This is a genomic window from Tepidibacillus sp. LV47, from assembly GCF_048381575.1.
In the GTDB taxonomy this organism is placed as follows: Bacteria; Bacillota; Bacilli; order Tepidibacillales; family Tepidibacillaceae; genus Tepidibacillus.
This window is the reverse complement of the sequence record NZ_JBLWIF010000002.1, coordinates 136,233-159,677: the sequence shown is the minus strand read 5'-3', so window position 1 is coordinate 159,677 and position 23,445 is coordinate 136,233. Positions and strand designations below refer to the sequence as shown.

The window sequence follows — 23,445 nt, the reverse complement described above, 5'->3', positions numbered from 1 at the left end:
TATCGAGTAAATTAGAAACAATCATATATGATAAAATTATAATGTTTTAGGAAAATTATAACAGTGCAAATTTACCTAAGATATACTTCTTTTTACAAAAATCAATAATATTATACTGCTTCTGACATCCTATTTAAAGGAATTTCGTCTAATTTGTGAGAAAAAATAGAAAAAAGAACCATTTTGGTAATCATGGTTCATGCAACTCATCCCACATATCTTAATTATAGTAATAGTAATAATAGCTATGGCCTTCTATTGACTTGTTATTCAATATCGTACCAATGATATTGGCATGGACTTGATCTAATTGCCGCTTTGCCTTGATTAAAACATCCCGATTGGTTGTTCCAGCATTCACTACCAAAAGGACTCCATCCACAAGATTGGATAAAATCTGTGCATCAGTTACAGCCAAAACAGAAGGCGCATCAAAAAGGATAAGATCATAATGAGATAATAATTCCTCTATTAACCTTTTCATTTTCTTCGAATTTAATAGTTCAGCAGGATTAAGAGGAATAGGTCCAGATGTTAATATAGACAGATTCGGAATGTTTGTCGCTTGTATGACTTCTGTTAGTTCTCTGTTTTCCACTAATAGATTAGTAAGCCCTAACCTATTAGGTAATCGAAAAGTATGATGAACCGTAGGTTTACGTAGATCTGCATCCACTAATAATACTTGTTTATCTGCTTGAGCCATCACCACCGCCAAGTTCGAAGCCGTAATCGTCTTCCCTTCTAAAGGAGCAGAACTGGTAACCATAATGGTCTGTAATGGATGGTCGATGCTTGCAAACTGAATATTAGTCCGAAGCATACGGTAAGCTTCTGCAACAAAATGTTTGGGATCATGGTGGGTAATCAATTTGGCATAACGTTCATCTGATCGTTCATCTGATGTGATTTTTTTCTTTTCAAGGAATTTAAGCTTCATAACTTCTCCCCCTTGCCATGACCGACGTTGATTCTCTTTTTGTTCTTTTTGTCTCTTCAATCGTTGCAATGCTTCCTAAGACGGGTAACCCTAACAATTGCTCTAATTGTTCTTCTGTCTTAACACTAGTATCAAGATACTCTAATAAGAAAACTACTCCGATAGAGGTCATCAGCCCAACAACAAAAGCAATGGCGATATTTAAAAATGGTTTTGGCTTAACGGGTATGGGATCATCTTGAACTTTTGCTTGAGATAAGATTTGTACATTACCTGCTTTCGTAATTTTGGTAATTTCTTTAAATGTTTCGGCGATGGCATTGGCAATTTTCACTGCTTCTGCTTGACTTGAATCAGTAACTTTGATTGATATCACCTTTGAATCTTTGGCTGCAGTAACATCAATTTTTTCGGTTAATTCTTGGGGAGTTAGATTCAGATTATATTTCTCAATCACTAAATTGATGATTCTCGGACTTTTGATGATGGCACTATCCGTTCGATCCACCAATATTTCTGTTGTAGCCTCATAAATTGGTGTTAAAACAAAAAAACTGAGAATAGCACTGGTTAATGTTGCAATTAACGTAATGGTAACGATTAAAGAAAGACGCTTTCTTAAAATTTGCAACAATTCCCTTAAGTCAATGGTTAGTTCATCTTGTTCGAGCTGTTCCATTTTTCTCCTCCAGTACAGAAAATCTCTTAATCCTTTGTCTTTTTCTAGTATAATTTGTTTTTATTTGAATTTCCATATCTTTAGGCAATATCTATCCTTTTTCATACAATAGTCCTATATACAATAACCAGGTTGCAAAGAAAAAAATAAAACGCTATGATATCATAAGGCAATAATATTGTAAACATTAAAAGGTGGTTATTATGGTCAGCTCAAATATGGAACAAATATCCCTAAGAGATATGATTGAGACGCTTTTAAAGAACAAAAAGTTCATTTTATCTTCAATTCTCATCTTTGTTATTATAGCAGCAGCTTATAGTTTTCTTTTTGCAGAACCGATTGTAACGGTAACAACAGAAGTTACAGTGAAACAAGCAGAAGGAGCAGAGAGCAGTTTTAGTATTGATCCGTTACTTAATGCAGTCGTCGTTCCTTCATATAATCTACCAACCCCTCAAATTTCAAGTGTGGTGGCTAGACCCGAATCTTCTAAATATCCCGATTTAAAATTAGATACCTTGATTATGAAATATACGAATGAGTTAACAAATAATACAAAACTAGTCGAGGAAGTAAGAAAGATATCTCCAAGATTTAAACAAGTCACGGGATCTTCATTAAAATCGATGATCACATTTGACATGGTTCCCGATTCAGATATGCTAACGATTAAAGTTACGGCAAGTACGAAAGAAGAAGCAGTAATGTTTGCAGAAATCGTGAATCAAGATTTTCAAAACTTTGTTCAAAAACAAAACTTCGAGATGATTCATAATAAATTATCTTCCATTAAAAACCAATTAGAATTTAATATTGGCCTTTTAGAAACGAAAATTAATCGACTGCAAAAGGAAATGGCTGCTTTAGATAAAACGATTGCCTACCAATCTTCGATCGTAGAACCAAATCCAGCTTACATTATGTATGTTCAAAATCTGGCAAGTAATCAAATTGCCTTGAATAATGCGAAGTCCCAATATGAGGAAATCAAAAAAGTTGAAAATAAATTGCCGCAGATTGCGAAAGAAACCGGTGTAACAGTATCGATCGAAGAGCCAGTCATTCAAAAAAGCTCCTCGTTATTTAGAATCTTAGCGAAAAATATGGTTTTAGCTGGAATGGTCGGATTGGTTGTTGGCGGATTTATTTCCTTTTTAAGGGAATATTGGCGAAGAACAAATCATTAAGTTTGTAAATGAGATGAAAAGGGTGCAGAAATTTGTTGTTACAAAAATTACAAAAAGTCCTCTCTCAAGGTGGGTTTGTTCGCAATGTTTTAACATTAATGACGGGAACCACGATTGCACAGGCAATCCCGATTGCCATATCCCCGATTTTGACTCGTCTATATACTCCTAAGGACTTTGGCGTATTAGCCGTTTTCCTTTCTGTAACGGCAATGATCGGGGTTATCTCAACAGGAAGATATGAACTTGCCATTATGTTACCCAATGATGATAAGGATGGAGCCAATTTAGTTGTTCTATCCTTAATTGTTGATGGTTTTGTCAGTTTCTTTGCTTTTTTTATTCTTTGGTTTTTTCATGCTCCGATCACTCGCTTGCTCAATACACCAGAGATCTCTCATTGGTTGTATATGATACCCATTTCCGTTTTTTTGACAGGGCTTTATCAATCATTCAATTATTGGTCCAATCGAAGGAAGCAATATAAGAGGTTAGCTCGATCAAGGGTCTCAAAATCATTTGGAACGGGAATCTTTAATATTGGTGCTGGTTTGACGACAACAGGAAGCTTTGGCTTAATTGGCGGAGAGATCTTTGGCCAAATGTTATCTTCCTTTGTATTAGGGTACCAAATTTATCGTGAAGATAAAGAATTGGCAAAATGGATTTCTAAGGAAAAAATAAAGGAAAACGCTCGAAGATATCAGGATTTCCCGAAAATTAATTCCCTGCACGCATTTTCCGACTATTTTCAACAGACGTTAATCATTACATTGATCACTTCCTTTTTTGGCAATACCGTCTTGGGATTTTATTCGTTCACGATGAGAATACTAAGAGCTCCCTTAGGTTTGATTGGCGCTTCCGTTGCTCAGGTTTTTTTCCAAAAGGCCTCAGAAACCTACAATCGTGGGGAAAGTTTGCAACCGCTGGTTAAAAAAACAATGATCCAGTTGTCGATGATTGCTTTACCTATTTTTGCAATCATTCTTTTATTTGCTCCCCATCTTTTTGGAGTTCTTTTTGGCATGGAGTGGAAAGAAGCAGGGAGATATGCTCAACTCTTATCGCCGTGGCTTTTTTTAAGTTTTGTTACTTCACCCATTTCTCAGGTACCGATTATCGTCAATAAACAAAAGTCATTCTTTTTGATCAGTTTGTTTGGCAATTCGTTAATGGTGTTGTCCATTTTGCTTGTCGGTTATCTTAAGTATTCGATCTATGTCTGGTTCTATTTCCTCATTTTTTTACAAACCCTTTATATGGGATTCGTCATTTTCTGGATATTAAAGGTATCGAAAACGAGAGTGGTTATCGATGGAGAAGATTCTACAACTTAAAGTTTGGTCAATGATAAAGCTCTTACTTTTTTTTGCTTTAGGTGCTGCAATTATAGGACCTGCTTTTTTTAATGTGAATATTGGTCCAGTTTCTTTATCTTTATTTCGAATGACATTATATGGTCTATGGGTCATCTTCGTTCTATTATTGTTAAAAAATGATGGGGAGATATCCATTACTAATTTAAAAGTAAGACCCTTTATCTGGTTTTTCATGATTTGGTTTGTTTATGCCATCTTATCTTTGCTTTGGGCAGATTCAACCATTGATGCCATAAAACATATTAACCATTTATTTGTCGGCTTTTCTCTTATTATTTTTGTTGTTTTCTTTTTTATTGAGAAAGGGGACTATATCCGTTTTTACTATTTATGGCTATTCGTATTAACGGTATTGATTTTAGTGGGATTATGGAATGTATTAACTGGACAGCAATTAAGCGTCTCAGCACTTGCCAACGCAACCAATGAACAACGGTTTATACCAACCGCTGTTTTTCATAACCAAAATGATTTTGCAACCTATTTAGCGTTAAGTCTACCGTTTACGTTGACTTTAATTCGCTATGGACGAAATCAATGGGTTTCTTTATTTGGCATGATCTTATCCTTACTCAGTTTATATTTAGTCTTCCTGACCTATTCTCGTTCCAATTATCTTGCAATTGCCATGGGAGTGGCCTATTGGTTCTTTTTCTTTATGACCAGAAAAGAAAAACTAGTATTAATCGCTCTCGCTATAGCTGGAGCTTTTATCCTCTATTTCTTATTTCCTGATCTGGTTCATTCAGTTCTAGAAACCCTTAAAGTGCAAATTGACAGTTTATTTGTTCATGATCATGGAGAAGAATCAGTAAATGTCCGCACCAATCTGATCAAAAATTCCCTACTCTTTTTATATGACCATTACGGTTTTGGAGTAGGAGCTGGAAACGCAGAATACCATATGGCTCACTTTGGCGTGTATGACACCGCTAAAATCGTCAATGTTCATAACTGGTGGTTTGAGCTTTTAGTCAATTATGGCATCCTCATCTTTTCGGGGTACGTGTTTTTCTATATTGCTCTTATCTTCTTATTAAAGAAACAATACCATAAACTTATGGATCAAAACGAGAAGATGATTGCAGAGTCTTTATTAACAGGATTGGTCATCTTTTTCTTAGCAAGTACAAGTCCGAGCTCTATCATTGCTTTTGGACCCCAATGGCTCTTTTTTGCCTTTGCAGTCGGCTATTTAAATTATTTATATCTAAAAGATGAAAGGAATGCCTTGGCGGAATGAAGATTTTAGTGATTTCTCATATGTATCCTTCCGAATTGAATGTTACTTCTGGGATTTTCGTACATGAACAAGTAAAATCCATAGTGAGTCAAGGTCATGAAGTTAAAGTGATTTCTCCGATTCCTTGGGCACCATTTCCTTTAAATAAGCTTAATGAAAAGTGGGATCAATACTCGAAGATACCAAGGAAAAGCAAGATCGACGGGATTGAGGTATTTTATACGCGATATTTAAATTTCCCTAAGTCCTATTTATTGGAATACTACGGCGATTTTTTTTATTTGGGAATGAAGAAGGTCATCGCTGATCTCTATCAGACATTTCCATTTGAGATCATTCATGCTCATGTGGCGCTGCCCGATGGTGCCGCAGGTGTCAAACTGAAAGAAAAATATCATGTTCCTTTAGTGATCACCATCCACGGCCAAGATTTGCAACATACCATCTATCGGAATCAAAAATGTAAAGCGAAAATCGCAGAAACCTTTGAAAAAGCCGATAAAATCATTCTCGTCAGCTCCAAATTAAAGCGAATTGCGGATCAAGAAATTGGTTATGCCAATAAATCGGTGGTGATTCACAATGGAATAAATTTAGAGAAAATCACTTCAACTCGTTTAAAAATAAAAAAATTAAAGGCAAATGAACGAATGATCTTAAGTGTATCGAATCTCTATCCGAGCAAAGGAATTGATTACAATTTATATGCGGTAAGCAAACTGAAAAATAAATACCCCAATCTAAAATATTATATCGTCGGCGGCGGTCCAGAAAGAGATCGTTTGGAAAGATTAGCAAAAGATCTTCAGATTGAGGAACAAGTAAAATTTCTTGGCCGATTGCCTCATGAAAAAGCATTAGAATATATGCAACAATGTGAGATTTTTTCCCTGCCAAGCTGGAAAGAAGGCTTTGGTATTGCTTATATCGAAGCCATGGCTTTTGGCAAACCGGTGATTGGTGTTCATGGGGAAGGAATCGAAGATGTCATTCAACAGGGAAAATCCGGAATGTTAGTTAAACCAAAAGATGTAGATAGTTTAGTCGCGGCACTTGATGAACTCCTCTCTTCCCCAACGAAAAGAGAAGAAATAGGCCAAAATGCCAAAAAAATAGTTTATGATCAACTGACTTGGCAAGAAAATGTCAAACAAACCATCGATCTCTATAAGGCGGTGATCCATCATGGCAAAGGATAGAATCTGTCATCTTTCCTCTGTACACCATTATCTAGATACACGGATTTTTATGAAGGAATGCAGCTCATTAGCTTCAGCCAATTACGAGACTCATTTTGTCGTACCTAAAGCAGAAGAAAAGATCATCAATGGCGTCCATATCCATAATGTTGAGAAAAGTCATGGTGGCCGGTTGGCTCGGATGACCAAAACGGTTTGGCGTGTTTTTCAAAAGGCCCGTTCCCTTGATGCGAAGCTCTATCATTTTCATGATCCAGAACTTATTCCTATTGGCCTCATTCTTAAAATATTAGGGAAAAAAGTAATCTATGATGTGCATGAGGATGTTCCCAGACAGATTTTAAGTAAATACTGGATTAAGAAACCTCTAAGAAGACTCATATCCTGGGTATTTGAGAAATTTGAAAATTTCGCTGCCAAACGTTTTGATGCTGTAGTTACTGCCACTCCCCATATTAATGAGCGTTTTAAAAAATTAGGCTGTAAAGCGGTGAATGTCAACAATTATCCCATCTTGGAAGAATTCCTGGACAATCCCATCGATTGGTCGACAAAGGAAAATGCGGTATGTTATGTTGGGGGAATTACTGGCGTAAGAGGATTGTTTGAAATGGTAGATGCCATCAAGCAAACAAATAGTGTCTTATACCTAGCAGGGAAATTTTTCACTGAAGATGAGCATCAAAAGGCGAAAAAGATGGATGGATGGAAGAACGTAAAAGAATTAGGACAACTTAACCGTAAAGAAGTAGCTCAGACTTTAGCTAAATCAAAAGCGGGGTTAGTTGTCCTTCATCCTATTGAGAATTTCATTGATTCCCTTCCCATTAAAATGTTTGAATATATGACCGCGGGCATTCCTGTTATTGCGTCTAACTTTCCTTTATGGGAGGAAATTGTTCTAAAACATCATTGCGGCATATGTGTGAACCCAATGGATCCAAAGGAAATTGCCAATGCCATCAATTGGTTAATCGAACATCCGGAAGAAGCAGAACATATGGGAAGAAATGGTAGAAATGCCGCAATTCATGAATATAATTGGAATTCGGAAAAAGAGAAGTTATTAAATTTATATGAAGAGATACTAAACAGATAGATAAAGAGAATAGGATAATAGCCGAAAAATAACTATTATCCTTTATTTTATCTTTTTTTAATTCTAAACCTATGTTTAAACTTCATTTCATTCTCTCTTTTAAGATTTCGGTGACACGGTTTCTTTCTTCATCAGAAATAAATACATAGGAGACGCCATTTACTGTTCCTGTAGTTGCTTTATATTTGACTTGTTCTACTTGGTTACTCGAGTAATCATTTAAGTCCATTGCAAGAGAATAGATTTCTGATTTTGGAATATCCATGCGAACATCATTACTAAAGGCATCTAAGATTCCGTTGATTTTTATCGGTGAACGGATATTTTTACTTTGGTCTAAAAATGCTTTTAAGACTTCTTGTTGGCGATCATTGCGACCAAAGTCACCTTTGCTATCATAACGAAAACGTGAGAAAACTAATGCTTGATCTCCATTTAGCAACACGTTTTTCCCTTCTGGTAATGGAGCATGGCCAAACTGCTTCGTTACCCCAACAGCTACGTTATGGTCTACATCAACCCTTATCCCACCAATTGCGTCAATTGCTTTTTTAAATCCTTCCATATTAAACCAGATATAATGATCAATGGGAATATTTGTAAAGTTTTCTACTGTCGCTATGCTTCCTGGTATTCCCTTTAGCGGGTAAGCCGCATTAATTTTTGTTTTCTTCCCTGTTCCTGCTATTTCTACATAGGTATCGCGAGGGATCGAAGTCAATGTTATTTTTTTTGACTTATCATTCATGATTAATAGAATTATTCCGTCTGTTCTACCCTTATCCCCTGGACGTTGGTCTGTACCTAATATGAGAAATGTTTTAACATACTCAGGTTTATCGGAAGCATTTACGTTAGACCTTTCTCTTTTAATTGGCTGGTACATTTTGTTCATTGTATGACTAATTTTGTAATATGCATATCCTATAATACTACCTACTATTATTAATAAGCCAACTAAACCCCATAACATCTTTTTTTTTATATTAGATTTTCTTTTATTTTTTCTAGACTTATTTTCTCCTAGGTTATTAGTCATCTGTTATATCCCCTTATTAATAAAATTCGTAATTATCCCTTTAATATTGTTATGCGTCTGCTTATCTCCTGACAAAATATTTTATTCTCTATAAAATTATTTCTAAAAAATCTATCACAATTATATAACTATATCTTACTACAAAATCCTACCTAATATAAGAATATGTTACCAAAAAAAATTCTACATCAAAATTGTATCGCAAACATAATCTCGCCCTCGGCCACAACCTTTTCTCCAACTTGGGCGGTTGCTTTTCCTTTGCCCATGGGTCCTTTCACCCGTATAACTTCCACTGTTAGTGTTAAAGTGTCTCCCGGTTTTACTTGCTCACGAAAACGGAAGTTATCGATTCCTGTGAAGAAGGCGAGTTTACCTTTGTTCTCCTCTTTTACCAACATGGCCACTGCACCCACTTGGGCTAATGCCTCTACAATCAATACTCCTGGCATTACAGGGTATTCAGGAAAATGGCCTTGAAAAAATGGTTCATTTACCGTTACATTCTTGATTCCTACCGCTTTCTTTCCTTCTTCTAGTTCAATGATTTTATCCACTAATAAGAATGGGTAACGATGGGGGATAATTTCTTTAATTTGGTTAATATCTAACATTTGCATTTTCAACTCCTACCATAATATAAATTTATATAAATTTTCTATATTATTTTCCCATATATTGTCATTTCTAAAAACTTGACTTTTCGCATATTTTTGTAGTAAGCGAATTAGAATAAATAGTGCCCCCTCTACCGGCCCTGGTTGGTGGAGGGTTCACATAAAGGAGTGCGACACCTTATATGTCGTACTCCCTTACCTTATCATTCCTAACAGTTACAATATACAATCCCATATCTTCGTATCTTAGGCTTATATGTTCTAACGCTGCTCCTAACCTTACGGTTTTCCTTGAATAAACGGACGGTAGGAAAACTCGCTCGCTAAAGTCGCAGCTTTTAGAACATATAAGCCCTATATCATTGTACAGCCGCTATTTTGATTGGTTCTATTTATTCATTTTCCGAAACTCAAAAATATAAATAACCGATGTAAAGACCGCAAAAATGGCAACAAACCATAAGAACTTCATATAAAAAGGAAACTTAAAAATAATGAATAAGATCGCTATATAAAACAAAACGGTTGTTAATTTACCCAAAGCATTGGCGGGGACGGTTTTTTTTCCGCGAAAATGAAAAAAAATAGAGCTTACGATCATTCCAACATCGCGAACAAAGATCAGGATTGCAACAAAAATCGAGATCTTTCCCGAAATGAGTAAAGATATGATTACCGTTAACATCATTAATTTATCTGCTAACGGATCAAGGAGAATTCCAATTTCTGTTACTTGATTATGTTTCCTTGCGAGATATCCATCAATAATATCCGTAATACCCGCAAGAAGTAAAACACCAAAGGCAACGATTTCGTACCCGGAGAAGAAAATAATCACGAATATGGGTATTAAGAAAAAGCGAATCGTTGTTAGTAAATTGGGCAGATTCACTCCATCCCCTCCTACAAATTACCAAAATTCAGCGAACGAAAAAAGCCATCTTCTGATAAACATGATCGGAAGATGACTAAGGAAAGTGTTTAACCAAAAACTAAACGAATGATATGAATCCAAGTACCTGGGTTTAGCACCTGTAACGGATTACCTTTTCCTAGAACACCATAGCCGATCATAGATCCAACAAAAAGTGCAATGATGGCTACGACCATAAGAAACAATGCTAACTGATGGGTCTTCGCCTGACTTCTAGGTGTGGTTTCTTTTTTTTGCTTTTCTCTTTGATGCCTTTGAGATCTAGAGCGTACTTTGTATTGTCCTTGTCCTGATTGCATCTTCTTCACTACCTTTATCCAAGAGTTATCCCCGTAAACGAGTTGCCATACCCAGCATTTGATCGGAAAAAGATAATGCTTTTGCTTGAAGCTGATAAGCCCTTTGAGCTTCCATTAATTGAACCATTTCTTTTGCAAGGTCTACATTAGAACCTTCCAGTTTTCCCTGTTCAATGGAGTAAAGGGTTTGGTTATTGGGATTTTGCATATCCAAATTCTCTACTATCGTATTCCCTTGATTCATCAATTCATTAGGAACTTGATATAAATTGTCCCCAACCTTTTCCAATGATTGAGGAGAACTCGCTTTTGCGATTTGTAAATAACCGAGATTCATGATGTTCCCATTCTTATCTTCAGCTATTAATTTACCCGTCAAGTCCACTTTTAATGAACTTCCATTGGGAATTTGAATAGGAGTTTGATTGGTATTCAAAACATAATCTCCTTGTGCAGTAACTAGATAGCCTTGTCCATCGATGGAAAAGTGCCCATCTCGGGTATAGTAAATCTGATTATTATTAGATAAAACGGTAAAAAACACATTTTCTCCAGAAAGCATGAAATCAGTAGCTACACCTGTATCAATCACTTGTCCTTGATCAAAATGGATCGCAGACAAGGCCAATCTCGCACCTGCCCCCTCATCAATCCCTAACGGGGTTAATCTGCCTTCTAACTGAAATTCTTCTGGTTGTTCCATGCGAGCAGAGAAAATATCTTGAAAAAAGACTTCCCTACTCTTGTACCCATTGGTATTTAAATTGGCGATATTGTTGGCAATGGTATCGACCTTTTGTTGTATAGCTTGCATTCCCGTAAGAGAGTTAAAAATGGATAAGTTCATAAATGGCACCCCATTTACCTTCATTATAGGACTAAACGCGTCCTATTTCATTCACAGCTTTTTCCAAGGTCTTGTCCAAAAACTGCACCACTTGTTGGTTTGCTTCATAGATCCTTAGCGCAGCCATCATGTTAACGATGGTTTCAGCAGGATCCACATTGGATCGTTCTAATTTCCCTTGAAAGATTTTATAGTTCTCATTTTCATTCACAAAGGGAAGATTCCCTTGACCACCTTGTAAACGATAGATTTGTTCCCCTTGTTTCAATAATTGATTAGGATTATCAATTTTGGTTAAACCAAGGCGAAGGGTTTGTCCATCAGAAAAACGGATATTTCCTTTTTGATCGACGGTAAACGTCCGACCATTGATATGTATTGGCTTCCCTTGGTCATCTAAAACGAGATAACCTTCAGGAGTAACTAATTGCCCCGCTGCATCTTCCGTAAATAATCCGCTGCGAGTAAAAAGTCGTTCTCCATTTTGATCTTGTACAGTAAATAGAAGAATGGGTCTTCTTTGGCCATTCTGGGTCAACTCTAATTCTGAATCCCAAATCGCTAGATGGGTATTGATGCCCGTCTCCATTAAATCCCCTTGCTTAAAAATCGGTACATTTTCTTCAACAAACACACCTTGATGAATACTTCCGATCGGTTGCTTATCTTTTATTGGAACGCGAATCGTTTGCAGGAGCACCTCTGGAAAAGAGCGAATGATAGCTTGATCTTGTTTATACCCTGGAGTGTTGATATTAGCTAGATTATTCGTAAGCAGATCTTGTCTTTTTTGTTGTGTGAGCATCCCTGCTGTAGCAGTATAAATCCCTCGAATCATCATTTCACATCCTTGAGAAAAATCCTCTTTTCTTCACGACTTTATCTAAATTCTCTAACATAATTCCTGTTCCTTTAACCACGCAAGACATTGGATCTTCTGCGACTAATACGGGTACTTTTAATTCTTCGGTTAATAAGGTATCGAGGCCATGTAAGTATGCTCCGCCACCAGTGATAATAATTCCTTTATCAATAATATCTGCAGCTAATTCTGGCGGAGTTTTTTCCAGAACAGATTTTGACGCAGCTACGATTGCAGAAATGGATTCTTCCAATGCTTCACGAATCTCTTCCGAATGAACAGTGATCGAAATGGGAAGGCCTGTAACTAAATCCCGTCCGCGAATATCCATTGAATCATCACGTGCACCGGGAAAAACCGTTCCAATTGACTTCTTCAATTCTTCTGCTGTTCTTTCACCAATCAATAAGTTGTATTTCTTTTTTATGTATGACATGATTGCTTGGTCGAACTTGTCCCCTGCAATCTTAATAGAAGAGGCGGTTACGACATCTCCCATCGATAATACAGCAATGTCGGTCGTACCTCCGCCAATATCAATGACCATATTCCCGCTTGGTTGAAAGATATCTAATCCAGCTCCAATCGCTGCAGCTTTTGGTTCATGTTCCATAAATACTTCTCCAGCACCACTCTTTTGCGCTGCTTCACGGATTGCCTTTTGTTCTACCGATGTAATACCTGTCGGAGCACAAATGAGAATACGAGGCTTGCCAAATCGCCTTTTTACCCCTGCTTTATCTAAAAAATGCTTTAGCATTGCTTCAGTAATCTCAAAATCGGCAATAACCCCATCCTTTAATGGGCGCATCGCGATAATATTCCCAGGCGTTCTTCCTACCATTCGTCTTGCTTCTTCGCCAACGGCTTTTACTTTACGAGTTGTGGTGTCAATGGCTACAACGGAGGGTTCGTTGATAACAACACCTTTTCCTTTAAGATAAATCAATACATTGGCCGTTCCAAGATCAATTCCAATATCCCTACTCCACATCAAAAATTTTCCTCCCTGCAACATACTATACAAGATTCGTTATACGTACATAGTATACCTTAAAAATTATATATTCGATATAGATTGGGAAAAATCCTTTTTATTTTTTACCAAAATTCACTTTTCGTTTGCCTGGTTTTTGTATTTTTCTCTTGTGGCTTCCCCCCCTCTGATGTGGCGAATCGATTTGTGATATTCTAAAATCTCCTTAACCTGGTTGGCTAAATCCGGGTTTATCTCTGGTAATCGTTCGGTTAAGTCTTTGTGCACTGTGCTTTTAGAAACACCAAATTCTTTCGCAATGGTACGAACCGTGTTTTTCGTCTCTATTATATAGCGACCTATTTTAAGGGTTCGTTCTTTGATGTAATCGTGCACTCCCCTCGCCTCCCCATTTCGAAATCGTCTGTTACATTATATGAGATGGTTTGGCATATATTCTTTTGTTACAAGCCTTGACAAGCTAATTTCCAAATTTTTTTAAGTCTCGCTGCCGCCAAAATCGTCTTTTACTCCCTTAAAGAGGTATGACGATTTGAATAACAAGGCGTAAGTTTGTATAATTCACAATAAAGACCATATCATGGCCGATTGAAAATGAAGAATTAGAGGAAGTAGAGATAAATGGCAAATTTTATCCGTAAAGGTGAATGGTTAGAATACCATGTTTCAAGTACAGACCAGGGAAAAACCATCGAAGAGGTTTGTAAAACCAAATTGCAACTTTCGGGAAGGATGATCCAAAAATTAACGAGGCATAGGGGGATCCAAATTAACGGCAAAAAGAGCTATTTAGCTTATCCATTAAAAAAAGGAGACCGATTGCAAATCAAAATTTTTGAACGGGAAGATTATGGCGTAGAACCAGAGCCAATTCCATTAGAAGTTCTTTATGAGGATGATCATGTATTGGTGGCGAACAAACCAGCTGGGATTTCGGTTCATCCGACAGAAAAAAATCAAAGGGGAACGTTAGCCCATGCCATCGCTTTTTATTACCAAACAAAAGGGCTGCAAACAAAAGTAAGGCATATCCATCGTTTGGATAAAGATACCACAGGGGCGATTTTAATCGCCAAACACTCTCTTGCTCAAAGCATCTTAGATAAAGATTTAAGGGAAAGAAAAATAAGCAGAGAATACCTAGCCATCGTCTCAGGAATCCCAGAGCCAAAACAAGGGACTATTGATGAACCCATTGGCCGCGATCGGCATCATCCCACTCGCAGAAGAGTTTCAAAAACAGGGGATCGGGCTGTTACCCATTATCAAGTCCTTGAAACCATGAACAATGAGGCTGCTTTAGTGAAACTCTATTTAGATACGGGCAGAACCCACCAAATTCGTGTTCATATGAGTTATATTGGCCATCCCTTATTTGGCGATTCCCTCTATGGCGGTCCGTTGAAGGGGATTCAAAGACAAGCCTTACATGCAGCAAAGTTAATCTTTTTTCATCCTTTTACAAAGGAGAAAGTTGAAGTAGAAGCTCCGATGCCAGAAGATATGGTACAACTACTATCTCTTATCCAACCCATGGCAACCCATGGCCGAGTAAAATAATGGTTAATTTAAGAGTGATGAAGGGAGAGGAGAAAAAGTTATGGATTCAATGAAACGATATGTTCCATCACGTTTTAATGCAATCGCACATACCGATAACAATGGACTTGTCTTGTATAACAGTTATACAGGAGCAATTGCCTCTTTCTCTGAGGAAGAAAAAGGTGAGATTCTTCTGGCATTAAAAAGAGAAGGGATTAAGGGAGAACTTTCTGATCCATTGAAACGATTGGTCGAATCAGGGTTTCTTGTTCCAGATCACGTAAATGAAGACATGCGTGCAAAATTTTTACACCAGTCTTTACACCGTACGGATCAGATGCATCTTGTTCTTTTCCCTACAGAAGAATGTAATTTTCGATGTACCTATTGTTATGAGACCTTTCCTAGGGGGAAAATGGATGACGATACGATCGAAGGATTGAAAAAGTATGTAGAACAAAATGCCTCTCGTTTAAACCTTCTTTCGATCAGCTGGTTAGGAGGGGAACCTTTATTAGCAATTGATGTGATTGAAGAATTATCTAAATCCTTTTTAGATACAGTAGAAAAATATGGCATTGACTATACGGCCGATATCTCAACAAATGGATATTTTCTTACGGATGATGTATTTAAAAAATTATTAAATTGGAAGATTAGAAGATTTATGATTACGATTGATGGTTTAGAACCGATCCACGATCAAAGAAGGCATTTGCTTGGCGGAGGCAAAACCTTTTCGCGAATTATTGACCATTTGAAAAATATAAAAGATAGCAATGAAGAATTCGAAATTACGATTCGGGTGAATTTTGATGAAAATAATCTTCCTGCTATGCCAGAACTTATCTCATTCTTAAGCGAGCATTTTTCCGAAGATAAAAGATTTGGAATATTCTTCCGACCAGTTGGTCGTTGGGGCGGTGTAAATGACGACCAAATTCCTGTGTGTATGAATGGAAGAAGAGATGAAAAAATATGGGAGCTAACCAAATTAAGTTTGGAAAAAGGACTTAAAATGAGTTCAATCATTGAAAATTCATTATTGCCAACTGGCTCTGTTTGCTATGCGGCAAAACCCTATTCTCTAGTTGTAGGTTCGAATGGTAAACTATATAAATGTAGCATTGCTTTTGAAGACGAAAAAAATCAAATTGGCCAAATTTACCGGGATGGCTCAATCAAAATAGATTATGATAAATTCGCATTTTGGGTGACATCAGGAGAAGAAAATGATTCTGTATGTCAATCTTGCTTTTATCGTCCTGCTTGTCAAGGCAATCACTGTCCTTTGTATCGAATGAGAACAGGACTTAGACCTTGTTCTTATGAAAAAAGGCGGATCAAGAAAGTCTTGAATTTAATATGGAAAAGCTATATTTCTTAATTTGTTGAAGGAGGTGATTTCAATGCGTATTCTCCGTCCTGCAACAAATCCAGTAAAAACAACTAATACTAGTACCATTGTTAAATCTGTACCTGGTAATTTAAAGTAATGACATAGGTTAAACAAAAAAGTCCCGTTATGGGACTTTTTTGTTGGGATTGACTGATTGCTTTTAGTTAAGATTTTCTTTTAAGCTGCTTGGTGATTTGTTTTCCTCTGTCTTTGGTTGTTCATCTGTTTTGCTGTCGGTTGTTTTGTCTTTTGTATCCTTTTTTGTATCTGCTTTTTGTTCAGATTTTTGTTCTGGTTGTTTTTGATTGGTATTTGCTGGTTGCTTTGATTGATTTTGGTTTTGCTGTTCTAGTTGTTTCAAAACTTGGCTTGCATCTTGGCCAATAAAGGCTTGTGGTGATAGTGCCACATCATCTTTTCTCACTTCAAAATGCAAGTGAACACCTTGGTCTTTTTCAAAGATGTTGCGGCCAGCAGTACCTAGAACTTGTCCTTGAGTGACTTTGTCACCTTTTGCTACTTTCAGTTCATTTAAACTGGAATAGTTGGTGACTAATCCATTTTCATGGCGGATATCAACCAAGAAACCTACCACTGGATCTTTTTCTGCACGGATGACTTCCCCACTTAATGCAGCAACGACAATGAGTGGTGACTTGTCTTTCGAGACAATATCAATCCCCGTATGTGGCCAAATTTCATCTTGGAATCTTACAATCGCATCTTTCATTTCACTATCAGATTGGGACAAATCAAAGAATTCCATTTTGACTTCTGCTTTTTCCGGATTTTGAACCGGCCAGATCATTTGCTCTTGATTTGCGGTAACTGGAATAGCTTGGTTATTGTCCGCTAAATTCCCATTTGATGTTTCATTTGTGGTTTGCTCAATTCCAAGATCCTCTTGATTTAATGGAGTATTGTGGCCATCCTGGTACCACCACATTAATGTTAGAATGAGTGCTGCAACTGTCATGTAAATGGCAGGGAATGCCCATTTTTTGGCTAATAATTTTTTCCATTTTGAATTTGGACTCATTTATACATCACCTCAGCAATCATTTTGTCCAGAATTTTCCGCTTTTAAACTCGGTGATGTATAAATTTTTAATAGAAAATGTTTATTTTACCCATTTTGTGTAATCTTCTATCTGAACACCTTGATAATAATACTTGACAATCTCCTCTGCCTTTTTCCCCTCTTGTGCCATCCCATTGGCTCCGTATTGGCTCATCCCTACTCCATGACCATAGCCAACCATATGGAAAACAAGTTGATCTTCCTTTACTGCGATATTGAAATCTGAAGATCGTAAATTGAACAAGTCGCGCATTTCGCGGCCTGTTAATAACTTATCTCCCACTCTTATCTTCTTCACTCGTCCAGTTGAGGTTTTTTCAAGGATTTTGATCCATTCTTGTCCTGTTGAAGCAAGCACAGCAGCATCCACTTTCAACTTCTCTTTGATCTCTGAAAAGGGTACGACCATGGTAGATTGATATTTTGGCGATGCTTTATCCCATGGGCTTGCCACGCTTCTTAAATAAGGAACCTCTTTTGACCAATAATCTTCTGAATTCTCGGTATAGCCATTGCTCGTTGAGAAGTATACAGCGCTAATCGGTTTTCCATTATAAGTAATTACTTTACCCATCGTTTCGTTAATCGCTTGGTTTAATTTTGAGATGTTCGTTGGGTAATTTAGTCCCCAGCGCATTTGCAGTTCTTTATCGGAAACAAAAACTTGATGTTGAACGGTATCAGTTACCATTGCCCCTTGGGGTACACCGGAAAAATCTTTTTCTAGTATTCTTTTGATAATATATGTTCTAGCAGAAAGAGCCTGGGCTTTTAATGCTTCTAGCTCAAATTCAATCGGCATTTCTGCTGCTACGACTCCCCGTACATATTCTTCTAATGGATAAGTCTCTATTTTTCCTAATGCACTTCGATAGACGGTGACTTTGATCGAATGGTTTGGGTCAACCTTTAGTTCTACTATTTTGTTATTTTGTAAATCTAGTTGTTTGTTTGAGCCAAATAGTGTAAATAGAGCAGGTATGATTACCATTGCTGCACCTAGCACAACTAAAAAGACGAAAATCAGTAGTCGAATTCTCATAAAATTAGCTCCTCCATCTCTTGTCCTATTATCTATCTTTAGTACAAGATATGAAGAAGCTACTTTTTTCAGAACAAAAATATAGAACATACAAGCCCAATATTTTCAGGTGTAGCTAAATTAAAGAAGCAGTCCTTGTTCTATTGTTGCAATCATTTCATCAATCGCCTCATCGCTAAGACATTGATCTTCACAATGAATCGCGATCATCATCCCCAAGATCATTCTCGCCCCAAGTTCAAGAGAGATGGGTTTGATTTGACCTAGTTCAATCCCTTCTTTGAGGATGTTTTGAATTATTTGCATGATCCCTTGCCGTTGTTCTATTAAAAATTGATGGAACTCTTTAGTCATCACCCCAAAGTTCTCAAACATGAGTTGGGAAAAGTTTTGGCCGCTTCTTAACATTTCCCCATGTTTCTTGATTATTTTTCTAATCTTTTCCCAGGGAGATACGGAATCTTTTACTTGCTCATTTAGTTTTTGAATATAATATTTGATTCCTGCTTCAATTACACCGCGAAGAAGATCTTCTTTACTGGCAAAATATTCATATACTGTACCTTTTCCTACTTTTGCCAGCTCTGCTACATCACTCACTTTTGCACTGTGAAACCCTTTTTCCGTAAAAACTTGAAAAGCGCTTTTAAGGATGATTTCTCTTTTGCTCATTGAATCTGTATGATCAGCCATGAACATCCCCCTATTGAATCATAGAATCCATATTTTTTGTCCATTTTCGTTTTAACCAGTTTTCTAAATCATCGATGTAAAGATAAACAACAGGAACCAATACAAGGGTTACAAGTGTAGAGAAACTGAGACCAAACACGAGAACCGTTGCTAGTGGTGCTTGGGTTTCTGCTCCTTCGCCGATTCCTAACATTAAGGGAATCAATCCTAAAATCGTCGTTAAAGTTGTCATCAAAATGGGACGCAGACGGTTCGGCCCTGCGGTTAAGATGGCTTCGGTTCGCTCCATTCCTCTTCGCCGTAAGATATTCACATAATCAACAAGAACAATAGCATTGTTAACCACAATTCCCGCCAACATGATGATTCCGATAAATGCGGGGATACTAAGGGGCCAACCGGTGACAACTAAACCAACGACAATGCCAACAAAGGTAGCAGGCATCGAGAACATGATAATAAATGGATAAGTAATGGCTTCAAATTGAACAGCCATGACCATATAAACAAGGAAGATGGCTAAGATCAAGGCATATTGCAAATCACCAAAAGCTTCCATCATATCTTTGACTTGGCCGCCTATTTCAATCATGTATCCATCTGGTAATTGCAGTTGATCTAACTTCCCTTGAATATCCTTCGTGATGCTTCCTAAATCTCGATTAACAATGTCACTTGTGACTTGCACTTGCCTTCGCTGGTCTTCATGTTGAATTTTGGCTGGGCCATTCTCCTGAATCAGTGTGGCTACCTCTTTTAATGGAACTTGTATACCAAGGGGAGATTGGAGCAAAATATCTCCTACTTGCTTCATATCTTGTTTGTATTCATCAGGCAGAGTGACACGAACATCAATCTCTTGCCCATCCATGCGAAATCTTGTTGCCACTTGACCATTAAACCCTGTTCGTACTGTATTCATGATTTGGGCAAACGTTAATCCATAGCGAGAGGCTTTCTCCCGATTGACGATAATCTGCATCTCTGGCCGGCCTTTGTCAATAGAACTTTCCACGTTTCTTGTGCCTTCAACTGATTGTACAATGGATTTTACTTGCTCAGCAATATCTGCTAATGCGTTCAGATCATCGCCTGAGATCATAATGGTAATGGGAGCTTGGCTGCCAAAACCACCGCTTTGAATCTGGGATACTTTGATCTCTACATTTGGAATATCCTTGGTTTTGTTACGAATCTCCTCCATCACTTCATCGGTACTGCGTTCCCTTTGATCAAGGGGAACTAATCTTACATAAAGGTTTCCTTTACTTGAATTCGCTAGGTCCATTTGAAAAGCTCCAGCGCCGCCAGCGGTTGTAAAAACCGTTTTGACTTCGGGGATTTGGGTTAATTTCTCTTCAATGATCCCAATGGTTTTATCGGTCTCTTCTAGCAAGGTCCCTTCTGGCAGCTTCACATCGATATTGATTTCCCCTTGGTCCATTGCGGGAATAAATTCTGTCCCTACAAAGGGTATAAGGGCAAAGGCTGCTATCACTAATGCCAGGGTACCAAACACGACCGTTTTCCGATGAGTTAATGCAAAGCTTAATAGAGAACGATATTTGCGATATACTTTCTCCATGAAATCATGAAAAGCGAATAATACCTTATAGGTCCATTTTTTCAGTCCTTTTAATGCTTTTTGATCTGGATCTTCATGTTTTAACATCCTTGCAGCTAACATGGGAACCAAAGTTAAGGATGCAACTAATGATGCGAGTAACGAAAAACTAACGGTTAAAGCAAGGGGACGGAATAATTCGGCAGCTAAACCTTTAACAAAGACAATGGGCAAGAACACGGCTACCGTTGTTAGGGCTGAAGCGATAACGGCTGGTCCCACTTCTTTTGTTCCTACTGATGCAGCTTCCAATAAATTGTAACCTTGTTCCCGATAGCGAAAGATATTCTCTAAAATCACGATGGCACTATCCACCATCATACCGATACCAAGGGCAAGTCCACCTAGGGTTAAGAGATTTAAGCTTTCCCCTGTAAAGTAGATGAGGTTAAACGTCGAAATCACCGCAATGGGCATCGTCAAGCTAATGATCAAGGTGGTGCGTAAGTTGCGTAAAAACAAATAGAGAATGGCAATGGCTAAAGTACCGCCAACGATCAGGTTTTGGATCACATTATCGATCGATTGACGGATAAATATGGATAAATCGTAGACCGTGTCGATGTGAACTCCTTCAGGCAACACTTTTTTAATCTCATTGAGAGATTTATAGAGTTCATTGGTAACCTGAATGGTATTCCCATCTGATTTTTTCGAAATATCAAAACTGAGGCTTGGTTTACCTAAAACTCTAGTGATCTCTGTAACCTCTTTATTTACCTCAGTTACTTTGGCAATATCTTTTAGTTTAACGGTTCCGCCTTTTGGCAAAGGAATGAGGACGTTTTTGATCTGATCCACATTGGCAAATTCACCATTAATCCGGAGTAAAAGTTCTTGATCCCCTTTGTTTACATTTCCCGCAGTGGCAGCTAAGTTTTCTGAAGATAGGATTTGAATGATTTGATTTATGGATAATCCATAGCCACTAAGATAAACGGGAGAAACTTCCACTTTCACTTCTTTTTCTTTTGCTCCTAATAAGCTGACATTTGCAACACCTGGGGTTCTTTCAAGGCGCGGTTTAATGATATCCTCCGCAATTTGGGTAAGACGGTTCCCATCCATATCTCCAGAAACGGATAAGCGGACGATGGGTATTGCGGTTGGATCTAATTTTAAAACTAAGGGTTTCCCTGCTTCTTCCGGTAAGAAGCTCGTTACGAGATCTAATTTATCCCGCATACTGTTTACTTTTTCATCCATATTGGCGCCCCAATCAAATTGGAGAATTATCAGGGATTGTCCCGGTGAAGAGGTAGATTGTAATCGCTTGATTCCTTCGATGGTTCCTAAGGTCCCTTCTAAAGGTTTGGTGACCAATTTCTCTACTTCTTGGGGTGCAGCCCCTTTATAATCGGTAACGACAATTGCAATGGGCAGATTTAATTTTGGATAAAGGTCAATCGCCAGATTTTTTAGAGAAATGGTTCCCATCAAAAGAATGGCGATCACGATCATCAATACCCCAATTGGCCGACGAATGGAAAGATCGACTAGTTTCATGAAGACTTCCCTTCTTCCGTGGTAATTCTTACTGATGCTCCATCTGTTAATAGATATTGACCCTTAATCACCACTTGATCATTTTCCGTTAAACCTTCAATCACTGTATCTTCAGTCGACATTTCTTTTATTTTTACTGGTTTTTTTACCGCTTTCCCATTTTGAATGATAAAAACGTAAGTTTCTTCGCCTGTGCCTAAGATGGCTTTTGTGGGAATGACCAGTTGATTTTCTGCCTTTTGCGTAAGAATGACTTCTGCTAACATTCCCGGTTTGAGTCCTTGGTCTTTATTTTCGATTTGGATCTCAATAGGATAAGTGAAGGTTTGGGGATTTGCAGCTAATGCAACAGAGGTTACTGTACCTGTTACCGTTTTATTTAAACTGGGTATAACTGCTTGTACTTTTTGGCCAACAGCGAACTTTTTGACTGAGCTTTCGGTGATACTATTTAAAGAAACGATTACCGTATCCGTATTGATAATCTGAATCACCGGGGTTTGGGGTGTTGCCATCTCTCCTTTTTCCACCATTACTGCTGAGATGGTTCCTGAAATAGGTGCCTTAATATTCGCTTGAGAAATGGTATGATTGGCTTGATCGACGGCAACCTTAGCCTGATTCACCTGTGCTTGAGCCGCTTTTACATTTGCTTCTGCGGCTTGCAATGCGTTTTTTGCTGCATCAAGGGCTTTTTGGGTTTCTGGGATCAGAGGATTTACTGCTTTTTCTGCTTGTTTTACTTGCTCTTCTGCTTGTTTTTTGCCATCTTCTGCTCGCTCTAAATTGTCTAAAGCAGCTTGATAGGAGATATTGGCTTGACGAACAGAATAAGAAAGGTCGCTAGAATCCACTTTTAACAGAACTTGTCCTTCCTTTACTTTGTCTCCTATTTTTACATTGACTTGTTCCACTTTTCCCGTAATTTTGGAAAAGACCATTACATCTTGTATGGCTTTGATAGAACCAATGTAACGATCTTGGTTTTCAATGGTTTTTCGTTCTACTTTTGCAACGAGAACTGGGATAGATTGATTTCCCTCTTCTTTTCCATTCTTGGTTGAACAACCTACTGCAAATATAACCGTACTAAGAAGGATGGCGATAAACTTTTGCCAATGTTTGTGCATAAAAGATTCCTCCCAAATTGATAAATGCAATTTTATTCATCTCCGCCTCTTAGAACCGACTGGTCGGTTCTGAACAATTTCTATTATACTCTTTTTCGTAT

22 protein-coding genes are annotated in these 23,445 nt (G+C 37.7%); 7 read left to right on the top strand and 15 right to left on the bottom strand.

All coding sequences use genetic code 11. From position 1 onward, the window contains the following. Positions 1–220: 220 nt before the first annotated feature. Together ACMW72_RS03955 and ACMW72_RS03950 are read right to left on the bottom strand one after the other, a co-directional pair. Positions 221–940 (bottom strand): CpsD/CapB family tyrosine-protein kinase, encoded by a 720-nt coding sequence (locus tag ACMW72_RS03955; RefSeq protein ID WP_418367539.1) that lies wholly within the window; start codon positions 938–940, stop codon positions 221–223. Beyond that, positions 930–1,619 carry a YveK family protein gene (locus ACMW72_RS03950; RefSeq protein WP_418367538.1) on the bottom strand — a complete coding sequence of 230 codons (690 nt, stop codon included), beginning with the start codon at positions 1,617–1,619 and terminating at the stop codon, positions 930–932. The genes ACMW72_RS03955 and ACMW72_RS03950 overlap by 11 nt, the downstream gene beginning before the upstream one ends. 203 nt (positions 1,620–1,822) lie before the next feature. Between ACMW72_RS03950 and ACMW72_RS03945 the strand changes: the two genes are divergently transcribed. The 5 genes from ACMW72_RS03945 to ACMW72_RS03925 are packed head-to-tail and all read left to right on the top strand — an operon-like array spanning position 1,823 to position 7,732. Beyond that, positions 1,823–2,809: a Wzz/FepE/Etk N-terminal domain-containing protein gene (locus ACMW72_RS03945; protein WP_418367537.1), complete on the top strand. Its 987-nt coding sequence runs from the start codon at positions 1,823–1,825 to the stop codon at positions 2,807–2,809. A gap of 35 nt (positions 2,810–2,844) precedes the next feature. Continuing rightward, positions 2,845–4,149: a lipopolysaccharide biosynthesis protein gene (locus tag ACMW72_RS03940; RefSeq protein WP_418367536.1), complete on the top strand. Its 1,305-nt coding sequence runs from the start codon at positions 2,845–2,847 to the stop codon at positions 4,147–4,149. Continuing rightward, on the top strand, positions 4,127–5,434 hold the full coding sequence (locus ACMW72_RS03935) for an O-antigen ligase family protein (RefSeq protein WP_418367535.1): 1,308 nt from the start codon (positions 4,127–4,129) through the stop codon (positions 5,432–5,434). Before ACMW72_RS03940 ends, ACMW72_RS03935 begins: the two co-directional genes overlap by 23 nt. Continuing rightward, a complete protein-coding gene (locus ACMW72_RS03930; RefSeq protein WP_418367534.1) occupies positions 5,431–6,633 on the top strand; it encodes a glycosyltransferase in 1,203 nt (400 codons plus the stop codon). Before ACMW72_RS03935 ends, ACMW72_RS03930 begins: the two co-directional genes overlap by 4 nt. Then, on the top strand, positions 6,620–7,732 hold the full coding sequence (locus tag ACMW72_RS03925) for a glycosyltransferase family 4 protein (RefSeq protein WP_418367533.1): 1,113 nt from the start codon (positions 6,620–6,622) through the stop codon (positions 7,730–7,732). Before ACMW72_RS03930 ends, ACMW72_RS03925 begins: the two co-directional genes overlap by 14 nt. Positions 7,733–7,814: 82 nt before the next feature. On the opposite strand, the gene ACMW72_RS03920 is transcribed toward ACMW72_RS03925, so the two are convergent. The 8 genes from ACMW72_RS03920 to spoIIID all read right to left on the bottom strand — a co-directional run bounded on the left by ACMW72_RS03920 (position 7,815) and on the right by spoIIID (position 13,702). After that, positions 7,815–8,771 carry an LCP family protein gene (locus tag ACMW72_RS03920; protein ID WP_418367532.1) on the bottom strand — a complete coding sequence of 319 codons (957 nt, stop codon included), beginning with the start codon at positions 8,769–8,771 and terminating at the stop codon, positions 7,815–7,817. Positions 8,772–8,959: 188 nt separating this feature from the next. After that, positions 8,960–9,385 carry a 3-hydroxyacyl-ACP dehydratase FabZ gene (fabZ, locus tag ACMW72_RS03915; RefSeq protein WP_418367715.1) on the bottom strand — a complete coding sequence of 142 codons (426 nt, stop codon included), beginning with the start codon at positions 9,383–9,385 and terminating at the stop codon, positions 8,960–8,962. Between the two features lie 391 nt (positions 9,386–9,776). After that, positions 9,777–10,280, bottom strand: coding sequence for a CDP-alcohol phosphatidyltransferase family protein (locus ACMW72_RS03910; protein ID WP_418367531.1), 504 nt, complete (start codon positions 10,278–10,280; stop codon positions 9,777–9,779). A gap of 89 nt (positions 10,281–10,369) precedes the next feature. Beyond that, a complete protein-coding gene (locus ACMW72_RS03905; RefSeq protein WP_418367714.1) occupies positions 10,370–10,621 on the bottom strand; it encodes a DNA-directed RNA polymerase subunit beta in 252 nt (83 codons plus the stop codon). Positions 10,622–10,646: 25 nt separating this feature from the next. Continuing rightward, positions 10,647–11,468 carry a flagellar hook-basal body protein gene (locus ACMW72_RS03900; RefSeq protein ID WP_418367530.1) on the bottom strand — a complete coding sequence of 274 codons (822 nt, stop codon included), beginning with the start codon at positions 11,466–11,468 and terminating at the stop codon, positions 10,647–10,649. Positions 11,469–11,499: 31 nt separating this feature from the next. Further along, entirely contained in the window at positions 11,500–12,306 is an 807-nt protein-coding gene (locus ACMW72_RS03895; protein ID WP_418367529.1) for a flagellar hook-basal body protein, read from the bottom strand. Positions 12,307–12,310: 4 nt separating this feature from the next. Next, on the bottom strand, positions 12,311–13,324 hold the full coding sequence (locus ACMW72_RS03890; RefSeq protein WP_418367713.1) for a rod shape-determining protein: 1,014 nt from the start codon (positions 13,322–13,324) through the stop codon (positions 12,311–12,313). Between the two features lie 117 nt (positions 13,325–13,441). Next, entirely contained in the window at positions 13,442–13,702 is a 261-nt protein-coding gene (gene spoIIID, locus ACMW72_RS03885) for a sporulation transcriptional regulator SpoIIID (RefSeq protein ID WP_418367528.1), read from the bottom strand. 246 nt (positions 13,703–13,948) lie between these two features. Between spoIIID and ACMW72_RS03880 the strand changes: the two genes are divergently transcribed. Further along, positions 13,949–14,887, top strand: a complete 939-nt coding sequence (locus ACMW72_RS03880; protein ID WP_418367527.1) for an RluA family pseudouridine synthase — start codon at positions 13,949–13,951, stop codon at positions 14,885–14,887. 40 nt (positions 14,888–14,927) lie between these two features. Continuing rightward, entirely contained in the window at positions 14,928–16,256 is a 1,329-nt protein-coding gene (locus ACMW72_RS03875) for a radical SAM protein (protein WP_418367526.1), read from the top strand. Between the two features lie 172 nt (positions 16,257–16,428). On the opposite strand, the gene ACMW72_RS03870 is transcribed toward ACMW72_RS03875, so the two are convergent. From ACMW72_RS03870 to ACMW72_RS03850, 5 genes are all read right to left on the bottom strand, one after another. Beyond that, positions 16,429–17,307: a peptidoglycan DD-metalloendopeptidase family protein gene (locus tag ACMW72_RS03870; protein WP_418367525.1), complete on the bottom strand. Its 879-nt coding sequence runs from the start codon at positions 17,305–17,307 to the stop codon at positions 16,429–16,431. Positions 17,308–17,389: 82 nt separating this feature from the next. Beyond that, positions 17,390–18,391: a stage II sporulation protein D gene (gene spoIID, locus ACMW72_RS03865; protein ID WP_418367524.1), complete on the bottom strand. Its 1,002-nt coding sequence runs from the start codon at positions 18,389–18,391 to the stop codon at positions 17,390–17,392. Positions 18,392–18,511: 120 nt separating this feature from the next. Continuing rightward, positions 18,512–19,084 (bottom strand): TetR/AcrR family transcriptional regulator, encoded by a 573-nt coding sequence (locus tag ACMW72_RS03860; protein WP_418367523.1) that lies wholly within the window; start codon positions 19,082–19,084, stop codon positions 18,512–18,514. A 10-nt stretch (positions 19,085–19,094) separates the two neighbouring features. Further along, positions 19,095–22,214 carry an efflux RND transporter permease subunit gene (locus ACMW72_RS03855; RefSeq protein ID WP_418367522.1) on the bottom strand — a complete coding sequence of 1,040 codons (3,120 nt, stop codon included), beginning with the start codon at positions 22,212–22,214 and terminating at the stop codon, positions 19,095–19,097. Further along, complete coding sequence (locus ACMW72_RS03850; protein ID WP_418367521.1) at positions 22,211–23,344, bottom strand: efflux RND transporter periplasmic adaptor subunit; 1,134 nt, start codon at positions 23,342–23,344, stop codon at positions 22,211–22,213. The genes ACMW72_RS03855 and ACMW72_RS03850 overlap by 4 nt, the downstream gene beginning before the upstream one ends. Positions 23,345–23,445: the final 101 nt, after the last annotated feature.

Excerpts from the sequence above, each read along its gene's own strand:
- ACMW72_RS03955 (WP_418367539.1), bottom strand. The coding sequence starts at position 940 with ATGAAGCTTAAATTCCTTGAAAAGAAAAAAATCACATCAGATGAACGA.
- ACMW72_RS03950 (WP_418367538.1), bottom strand. The coding sequence starts at position 1,619 with ATGGAACAGCTCGAACAAGATGAACTAACCATTGACTTAAGGGAATTG.
- ACMW72_RS03945 (WP_418367537.1), top strand. The coding sequence starts at position 1,823 with ATGGTCAGCTCAAATATGGAACAAATATCCCTAAGAGATATGATTGAG.
- ACMW72_RS03935 (WP_418367535.1), top strand. The coding sequence starts at position 4,127 with ATGGAGAAGATTCTACAACTTAAAGTTTGGTCAATGATAAAGCTCTTA.
- ACMW72_RS03930 (WP_418367534.1), top strand. The coding sequence starts at position 5,431 with ATGAAGATTTTAGTGATTTCTCATATGTATCCTTCCGAATTGAATGTT.
- ACMW72_RS03925 (WP_418367533.1), top strand. The coding sequence starts at position 6,620 with ATGGCAAAGGATAGAATCTGTCATCTTTCCTCTGTACACCATTATCTA.
- ACMW72_RS03920 (WP_418367532.1), bottom strand. The coding sequence starts at position 8,771 with ATGACTAATAACCTAGGAGAAAATAAGTCTAGAAAAAATAAAAGAAAA.
- fabZ (WP_418367715.1), bottom strand. The coding sequence starts at position 9,385 with ATGTTAGATATTAACCAAATTAAAGAAATTATCCCCCATCGTTACCCA.
- ACMW72_RS03905 (WP_418367714.1), bottom strand. The coding sequence starts at position 10,621 with ATGCAATCAGGACAAGGACAATACAAAGTACGCTCTAGATCTCAAAGG.
- ACMW72_RS03900 (WP_418367530.1), bottom strand. The coding sequence starts at position 11,468 with ATGAACTTATCCATTTTTAACTCTCTTACGGGAATGCAAGCTATACAA.
- ACMW72_RS03895 (WP_418367529.1), bottom strand. The coding sequence starts at position 12,306 with ATGATTCGAGGGATTTATACTGCTACAGCAGGGATGCTCACACAACAA.
- ACMW72_RS03890 (WP_418367713.1), bottom strand. The coding sequence starts at position 13,324 with ATGTGGAGTAGGGATATTGGAATTGATCTTGGAACGGCCAATGTATTG.
- ACMW72_RS03880 (WP_418367527.1), top strand. The coding sequence starts at position 13,949 with ATGGCAAATTTTATCCGTAAAGGTGAATGGTTAGAATACCATGTTTCA.
- ACMW72_RS03875 (WP_418367526.1), top strand. The coding sequence starts at position 14,928 with ATGGATTCAATGAAACGATATGTTCCATCACGTTTTAATGCAATCGCA.
- ACMW72_RS03870 (WP_418367525.1), bottom strand. The coding sequence starts at position 17,307 with ATGAGTCCAAATTCAAAATGGAAAAAATTATTAGCCAAAAAATGGGCA.
- spoIID (WP_418367524.1), bottom strand. The coding sequence starts at position 18,391 with ATGAGAATTCGACTACTGATTTTCGTCTTTTTAGTTGTGCTAGGTGCA.
- ACMW72_RS03860 (WP_418367523.1), bottom strand. The coding sequence starts at position 19,084 with ATGGCTGATCATACAGATTCAATGAGCAAAAGAGAAATCATCCTTAAA.
- ACMW72_RS03855 (WP_418367522.1), bottom strand. The coding sequence starts at position 22,214 with ATGAAACTAGTCGATCTTTCCATTCGTCGGCCAATTGGGGTATTGATG.
- ACMW72_RS03850 (WP_418367521.1), bottom strand. The coding sequence starts at position 23,344 with ATGCACAAACATTGGCAAAAGTTTATCGCCATCCTTCTTAGTACGGTT.